Source organism: Vibrio sp. 1727 (assembly GCF_033344415.1).
GTDB lineage: Bacteria > Pseudomonadota > Gammaproteobacteria > Enterobacterales > Vibrionaceae > Vibrio > Vibrio alginolyticus.
Map to the genome: position 1 here is coordinate 1 of NZ_JAWPOT010000047.1, position 6,819 is coordinate 6,819.

Consider the following 6,819-nt stretch of genomic DNA (forward strand, 5'->3'; position numbering starts at 1 on the left):
GGCTGTAATTATGACGACGCCGAGTCCCGACCAGACTGCATAAGCAACACCGACAGGGATGGATTTCAGAACCAGAGAAAGAAAATAAAATGCGATGCCATAACCGATTATGACAACGGCGGAAGGGGCAAGCTTAGTAAAGCCCTCGCTAGATTTTAATGCGGATGTTGCGATTACTTCGCCAACTATTGCGATAACAAGAAAAAGCCAGCCTTTCATGATATATCTCCCAATTTGTGTAGGGCTTATTATGCACGCTTAAAAATAATAAAAGCAGACTTGACCTGATAGTTTGGCTGTGAGCAATTATGTGCTTAGTGCATCTAACGCCGGAGTTAAGCCGCCGCGCGTAGCGCGGTCGGCTTGAACGAATTGTTAGACATCATTTACCAACTGACTTGATGATCTCGCCTTTCACAAAGCGAATAAATTCTTCCAAGTGATCTGCGCGTGAGGCCAAGTGATCTTCTTTTTGTCCCAGATAAGCTTGCTTAGCTTCAAGTAAGACGGGCTGATACTGGGCAGGTAGGCGTTTTATTGCCCAGTCGGCAGCGACATCCTTCGGCGCGATTTTGCCGGTTATTGCGCTGTACCAAATGCGGGACAACGTAAGCACTACATTTCGCTCATCGCCGGCCCAGTCGGGCTGCGAGTTCCATAGCTTCAAGGTTTCCCTCAGCGCCTCGAATAGATCCTGTTCAGGAACCGGGTCAAAGAATTCCTCCGCTGCCGGACCTACCAAGGCAACGCTATGTTCTCTTGCTTTTGTAAGCAGGATAGCTAGATCAATGTCGATCATGGCTGGCTCGAAGATACCCGCAAGAATGTCATTGCGCTGCCATTCTCCAAATTGCAGCTCGCGCTTAGCCGGATAACGCCACGGGATGATGTCGTCATGCACGACAAGGGTGACTTCTATAGCGCGGAGCGTCTCGCTCTCGCCAGGGAAAGCCGAAGCCTCCATAAGGTCATTGAGCAATGCTCGCCGCGTCGTTTCATCAAGCTTTACGGCCACAGTAACCAACAAATCAATATCGCTGTATGGCTTCAGGCCGCCATCCACTGCGGAGCCGTACAAATGCACGGCCAGCAACGTTGATTCCAGATGGCGCTCAATGACGCTTAGCACCTCTGATAGTTGGTTCGAAATTTCGATGGTCACCGCTACCCTCATGATGTCTAACGCCCGCCTCAACTGCCGGAGGTTAATGGCGCCTTTTTTGCAGCTCCACCGCAAAAAAAGGTGACAGTAACCGGAGGTCAGATTGCAGGCGCTTGTTAACTCTTTTGCCAGATTTGATAACAATAGTTAATGTTAGACTCGAAATCTTGCTCAAATACCAACTTGAATGTATCTGGGATTTCAGGAAAAACTATGTCTCCATCTCGCTCGATGTCGACTGTTGAAATATGCAAAGTATCTACTTTGGAAATCAAGCTTTTGTATATTTCACCACCACCAGAAACGATAACATGATCCGTGATTTCCTCTAAATTTATTAAGGCATCCTGAATTGAGGAGAAAACCATTACACCCTCATCATTCGTAGAAAAATTAGAGCGAGTTACAACTGCATACTTTCGATTTGGGAGAGCGCCCATTGACTCAAAAGTTTTGCGTCCAACTAAAAGCCATTGATTATATGTAATTGCCTTAAATAGAAGTTGCTCGCCTTTGGCGCTCCATGGAATATCTGGTCCATTACCGATAATACCGTTCTTCGACTTGGCAGCCATTAGTGATAACTTCACGATTTCTCCCTCGAGTTAACTTTGTTTTAGGGCGACTGCCCTGCTGCGTAACATCGTTGCTGCTCCATAACATCAAACATCGACCCACGGCGTAACGCGCTTGCTGCTTGGATGCCCGAGGCATAGACTGTACAAAAAAACAGTCATAACAAGCCATGAAAACCGCCACTGCGCCGTTACCACCGCTGCGTTCGGTCAAGGTTCTGGACCAGTTGCGTGAGCGCATACGCTACTTGCATTACAGTTTACGAACCGAACAGGCTTATGTCCACTGGGTTCGTGCCTTCATCCGTTTCCACGGTGTGCGTCACCCGGCAACCTTGGGCAGCAGCGAAGTCGAGGCATTTCTGTCCTGGCTGGCGAACGAGCGCAAGGTTTCGGTCTCCACGCATCGTCAGGCATTGGCGGCCTTGCTGTTCTTCTACGGCAAGGTGCTGTGCACGGATCTGCCCTGGCTTCAGGAGATCGGAAGACCTCGGCCGTCGCGGCGCTTGCCGGTGGTGCTGACCCCGGATGAAGTGGTTCGCATCCTCGGTTTTCTGGAAGGCGAGCATCGTTTGTTCGCCCAGCTTCTGTATGGAACGGGCATGCGGATCAGTGAGGGTTTGCAACTGCGGGTCAAGGATCTGGATTTCGATCACGGCACGATCATCGTGCGGGAGGGCAAGGGCTCCAAGGATCGGGCCTTGATGTTACCCGAGAGCTTGGCACCCAGCCTGCGCGAGCAGCTGTCGCGTGCACGGGCATGGTGGCTGAAGGACCAGGCCGAGGGCCGCAGCGGCGTTGCGCTTCCCGACGCCCTTGAGCGGAAGTATCCGCGCGCCGGGCATTCCTGGCCGTGGTTCTGGGTTTTTGCGCAGCACACGCATTCGACCGATCCACGGAGCGGTGTCGTGCGTCGCCATCACATGTATGACCAGACCTTTCAGCGCGCCTTCAAACGTGCCGTAGAACAAGCAGGCATCACGAAGCCCGCCACACCGCACACCCTCCGCCACTCGTTCGCGACGGCCTTGCTCCGCAGCGGTTACGACATTCGAACCGTGCAGGATCTGCTCGGCCATTCCGACGTCTCTACGACGATGATTTACACGCATGTGCTGAAAGTTGGCGGTGCCGGAGTGCGCTCACCGCTTGATGCGCTGCCGCCCCTCACTAGTGAGAGGTAGGGCAGCGCAAGTCAATCCTGGCGGATTCACTACCCCTGCGCGAAGGCCATCGGTGCCGCATCGAACGGCCGGTTGCGGAAAGTCCTCCCTGCGTCCGCTGATGGCCGGCAGCAGCCCGTCGTTGCCTGATGGATCCAACCCCTCCGCTGCTATAGTGCAGTCGGCTTCTGACGTTCAGTGCAGCCGTCTTCTGAAAACGACAAACGATGTCAGAATAGAGTTAAATTTCCTATTGATTGACATATTCCGTCAAAGGTAATAGATTTCATCCTGACACTTTTGCCTTTGGAGGCATCTTGCAAGGTCAACGCATCGGCTATGTCCGCGTCAGCAGCTTCGACCAGAACCCGGAACGGCAATTGGAGGGTGTTCAGGTGGCGCGGGTGTTCACCGACAAGGCTTCTGGCAAGGACACCCAGCGTCCCGAGCTGGAAAGGCTGCTGGCCTTCGTCCGCGAGGGCGACACCGTGGTGGTGCATAGCATGGACAGGCTGGCACGCAACCTTGATGACCTGCGCCGCATCGTCCAAGGGCTGACACAACGGGGCGTGCGCATGGAGTTCGTCAAAGAAGGGCTGAAGTTCACCGGCGAGGACTCACCGATGGCCAATCTGATGCTGTCGGTCATGGGAGCCTTCGCTGAGTTCGAGCGCGCCCTGATCCGCGAACGTCAGCGCGAGGGAATCGTGCTGGCCAAGCAGCGCGGTGCCTACCGGGGACGAAAGAAATCGCTGAACAGCGAACAAATTGCCGAGTTGAAACGGCGAGTTGCGGCAGGCGACCAAAAAACCTTGGTGGCCCGTGACTTCGGCATCAGCCGCGAAACCTTGTACCAGTACCTGCGGGAAGACTGACCATGCCACGCCGCTCAATCCTGTCCGCCACCGAGCGCGAAAGCCTGCTGGCACTGCCAGATGCCAAAGACGAACTGATACGGCACTACACGTTCAACGAAACCGACCTGTCGGTGATCCGTCAGCGTCGCGGCGCCGCGAATCGATTGGGCTTCGCTGTGCAGCTTTGCTACTTGCGATTCCCTGGCACCTTTTTGGGCGTCGATGAGCCTCCGTTTCCGCCCCTGTTGCGCATGGTGGCCGCGCAACTCAAGATGCCAGTGGAAAGTTGGAGCGAGTACGGCCAGCGCGAACAGACACGGCGGGAGCACTTGGTCGAGCTGCAAACGGTTTTTGGGTTCAAGCCCTTCACCATGAGCCACTATCGGCAAGCCGTGCATACATTGACCGAGCTGGCCTTGCAGACCGACAAAGGCATCGTGCTGGCGAGCGCACTTGTCGAGAATCTGCGGCGGCAGAGCATTATCCTGCCCGCCATGAATGCCATCGAGCGCGCAAGCGCCGAGGCCATCACCCGTGCCAACCGACGCATTTACGCGGCGCTGACCGATTCTTTGTTATCACCCCACCGTCAGCGCCTGGACGAACTTCTCAAGCGCAAGGACGGCAGTAAAGTGACGTGGCTGGCATGGCTGCGCCAGTCGCCTGCCAAACCGAACTCTCGCCACATGCTCGAACATATTGAGCGCCTGAAATCCTGGCAAGCACTTGATCTGCCCGCAGGCATCGAGCGGCAGGTTCACCAGAACCGCCTGCTCAAAATCGCTCGTGAAGGTGGCCAGATGACGCCTGCTGATCTGGCAAAGTTCGAGGTGCAACGACGCTATGCCACGCTGGTAGCGCTGGCCATCGAAGGCATGGCCACCGTCACCGATGAAATCATCGACCTTCACGATCGCATCATCGGCAAGCTGTTCAACGCGGCCAAGAACAAGCATCAGCAGCAGTTCCAGGCTTCCGGCAAGGCGATCAACGACAAGGTGCGGATGTATGGGCGCATCGGTCAAGCGTTGATTGAGGCCAAGCAAAGCGGCAGCGATCCGTTCGCCGCCATCGAGGCCGTTATGCCCTGGGACACCTTCGCCGCCAGCGTCACCGAAGCGCAAACATTGGCGCGGCCTGCCGACTTTGATTTCCTGCACCACATCGGTGAAAGCTATGCCACGCTACGCCGCTACGCGCCGCAGTTCCTGGGCGTGCTCAAATTGCGGGCTGCGCCCGCCGCCAAGGGTGTGCTCGATGCCATCGACATGCTGCGCGGCATGAACAGCGACAGCGCGCGCAAGGTGCCCGCCGATGCGCCAACCGCATTCATCAAGCCGCGCTGGGCAAAGCTGGTTCTGACCGACGACGGCATCGACCGGCGTTACTACGAGTTATGCGCCCTGTCGGAGCTGAAGAACGCGCTGCGCTCCGGTGATGTCTGGGTGCAGGGTTCTCGCCAGTTCAAGGACTTCGACGAATACCTGGTGCCGGTCGAGAAGTTCGCCACTTTGAAGCTGGCCAGCGAATTGCCGCTGGCAGTGGCCACCGACTGCGACCAATACCTGCATGACCGGTTGGAATTGTTGGAGGCGCAACTCGCCACAGTCAACCGCATGGCTGCGGCCAACGACTTACCGGATGCCATCATCACCACCGCGTCAGGCCTGAAGATCACGCCGCTGGACGCGGCAGTACCAGACGCCGCGCAAGCCATGATCGACCAGACAGCTATGCTGCTGCCGCACCTCAAAATCACCGAGTTGCTGATGGAGGTCGATGAATGGACGGGCTTCACCCGCCACTTCACACACCTGAAGACCAGCGACACGGCCAAGGACAAAACCTTGCTGTTGACGACGATCCTGGCCGACGCGATCAACCTGGGTCTGACCAAAATGGCCGAGTCCTGCCCTGGCACCACCTACGCCAAGCTGTCTTGGCTGCAAGCCTGGCACATCCGCGATGAAACCTATTCGACGGCGCTGGCCGAGCTGGTGAATGCGCAGTTTCGGCAACCCTTCGCCGGCAACTGGGGTGACGGCACCACGTCATCGTCGGACGGCCAGAACTTCAGAACCGGCAGCAAAGCAGAAAGCACTGGTCATATCAACCCGAAGTATGGAAGCAGTCCAGGACGGACTTTCTACACCCATATCTCCGACCAGTACGCGCCCTTCAGTGCCAAGGTGGTCAACGTGGGCATTCGTGATTCAACTTACGTGCTTGATGGCCTGCTGTACCACGAGTCGGACTTGCGCATCGAGGAACACTACACCGACACGGCAGGCTTCACCGATCACGTGTTTGGCTTGATGCATTTGCTGGGATTTCGCTTCGCGCCGCGTATCCGTGACTTGGGCGAAACCAAGCTATTCATCCCCAAGGGCGATGCCGCCTATGACGCGCTCAAGCCGATGATTAGCAGCGACAGGCTGAACATCAAGCAAATACGCGCCCATTGGGATGAAATTCTGCGGCTGGCCACCTCCATCAAGCAAGGCACGGTAACGGCTTCGCTGATGCTGCGCAAACTCGGCAGCTACCCGCGCCAGAACGGCTTGGCCGTGGCGTTGCGCGAGCTGGGGCGCATCGAGCGCACGCTGTTCATTTTGGATTGGCTGCAAAGCGTGGAGCTGCGCCGCCGCGTCCATGCGGGGCTGAATAAGGGCGAGGCGCGCAACGCGCTGGCCAGGGCGGTCTTCTTCTACCGATTGGGTGAAATCCGCGACCGCAGTTTTGAGCAGCAGCGCTACCGGGCCAGCGGCCTCAATCTGGTGACGGCGGCCATCGTGTTGTGGAACACGGTATATCTGGAGCGTGCCACCAGTGCTTTGCGTGGCAACGGCACGGCGCTGGACGACACATTGTTGCAATATCTGTCGCCGCTGGGGTGGGAGCACATCAACCTGACCGGCGATTACCTATGGCGCAGCAGCGCCAAGGTCGGTGCGGGGAAGTTTAGGCCATTGCGACCGCTGCCACCGGCTTAGCGTGCTTTATTTAATGAGATGGTCACTCCCTCCTTCCCAGTACTATGCTGAGGACAGGCTTTCATTCGG

General features: G+C 56.5%; 5 protein-coding genes and 1 pseudogene. 3 read left to right on the top strand and 3 right to left on the bottom strand.

Annotated elements, in window-relative coordinates:
• The 3 genes and pseudogenes from R8O10_RS23505 to dfrA16 all read right to left on the bottom strand — a co-directional run.
• Positions 1–219, bottom strand: a 219-nt coding sequence (locus tag R8O10_RS23505; protein WP_001981783.1) for a DMT family transporter, incomplete at its 3' end; no start/stop codon positions are given.
• Between the two features lie 116 nt (positions 220–335).
• Positions 336–1,174 (bottom strand): annotated as a pseudogene (locus R8O10_RS23510) (AadA family aminoglycoside 3''-O-nucleotidyltransferase).
• 104 nt (positions 1,175–1,278) lie between these two features.
• Positions 1,279–1,752: a trimethoprim-resistant dihydrofolate reductase DfrA16 gene (gene dfrA16 / locus R8O10_RS23515; protein ID WP_032490158.1), complete on the bottom strand. Its 474-nt coding sequence runs from the start codon at positions 1,750–1,752 to the stop codon at positions 1,279–1,281.
• A gap of 155 nt (positions 1,753–1,907) precedes the next feature.
• On the opposite strand from dfrA16, the gene intI1 reads away from it, so the two are divergent.
• The 3 genes from intI1 to R8O10_RS23530 all read left to right on the top strand — a co-directional run bounded on the left by intI1 (position 1,908) and on the right by R8O10_RS23530 (position 6,750).
• Positions 1,908–2,921 carry a class 1 integron integrase IntI1 gene (gene intI1, locus R8O10_RS23520; RefSeq protein WP_000845048.1) on the top strand — a complete coding sequence of 338 codons (1,014 nt, stop codon included), beginning with the start codon at positions 1,908–1,910 and terminating at the stop codon, positions 2,919–2,921.
• Positions 2,922–3,217: 296 nt separating this feature from the next.
• On the top strand, positions 3,218–3,775 hold the full coding sequence (locus R8O10_RS23525) for a recombinase family protein (RefSeq protein WP_001162012.1): 558 nt from the start codon (positions 3,218–3,220) through the stop codon (positions 3,773–3,775).
• Positions 3,776–3,777: 2 nt separating this feature from the next.
• On the top strand, positions 3,778–6,750 hold the full coding sequence (locus R8O10_RS23530) for a Tn3 family transposase (RefSeq protein WP_001138073.1): 2,973 nt from the start codon (positions 3,778–3,780) through the stop codon (positions 6,748–6,750).
• Positions 6,751–6,819 lie beyond the last annotated feature (69 nt).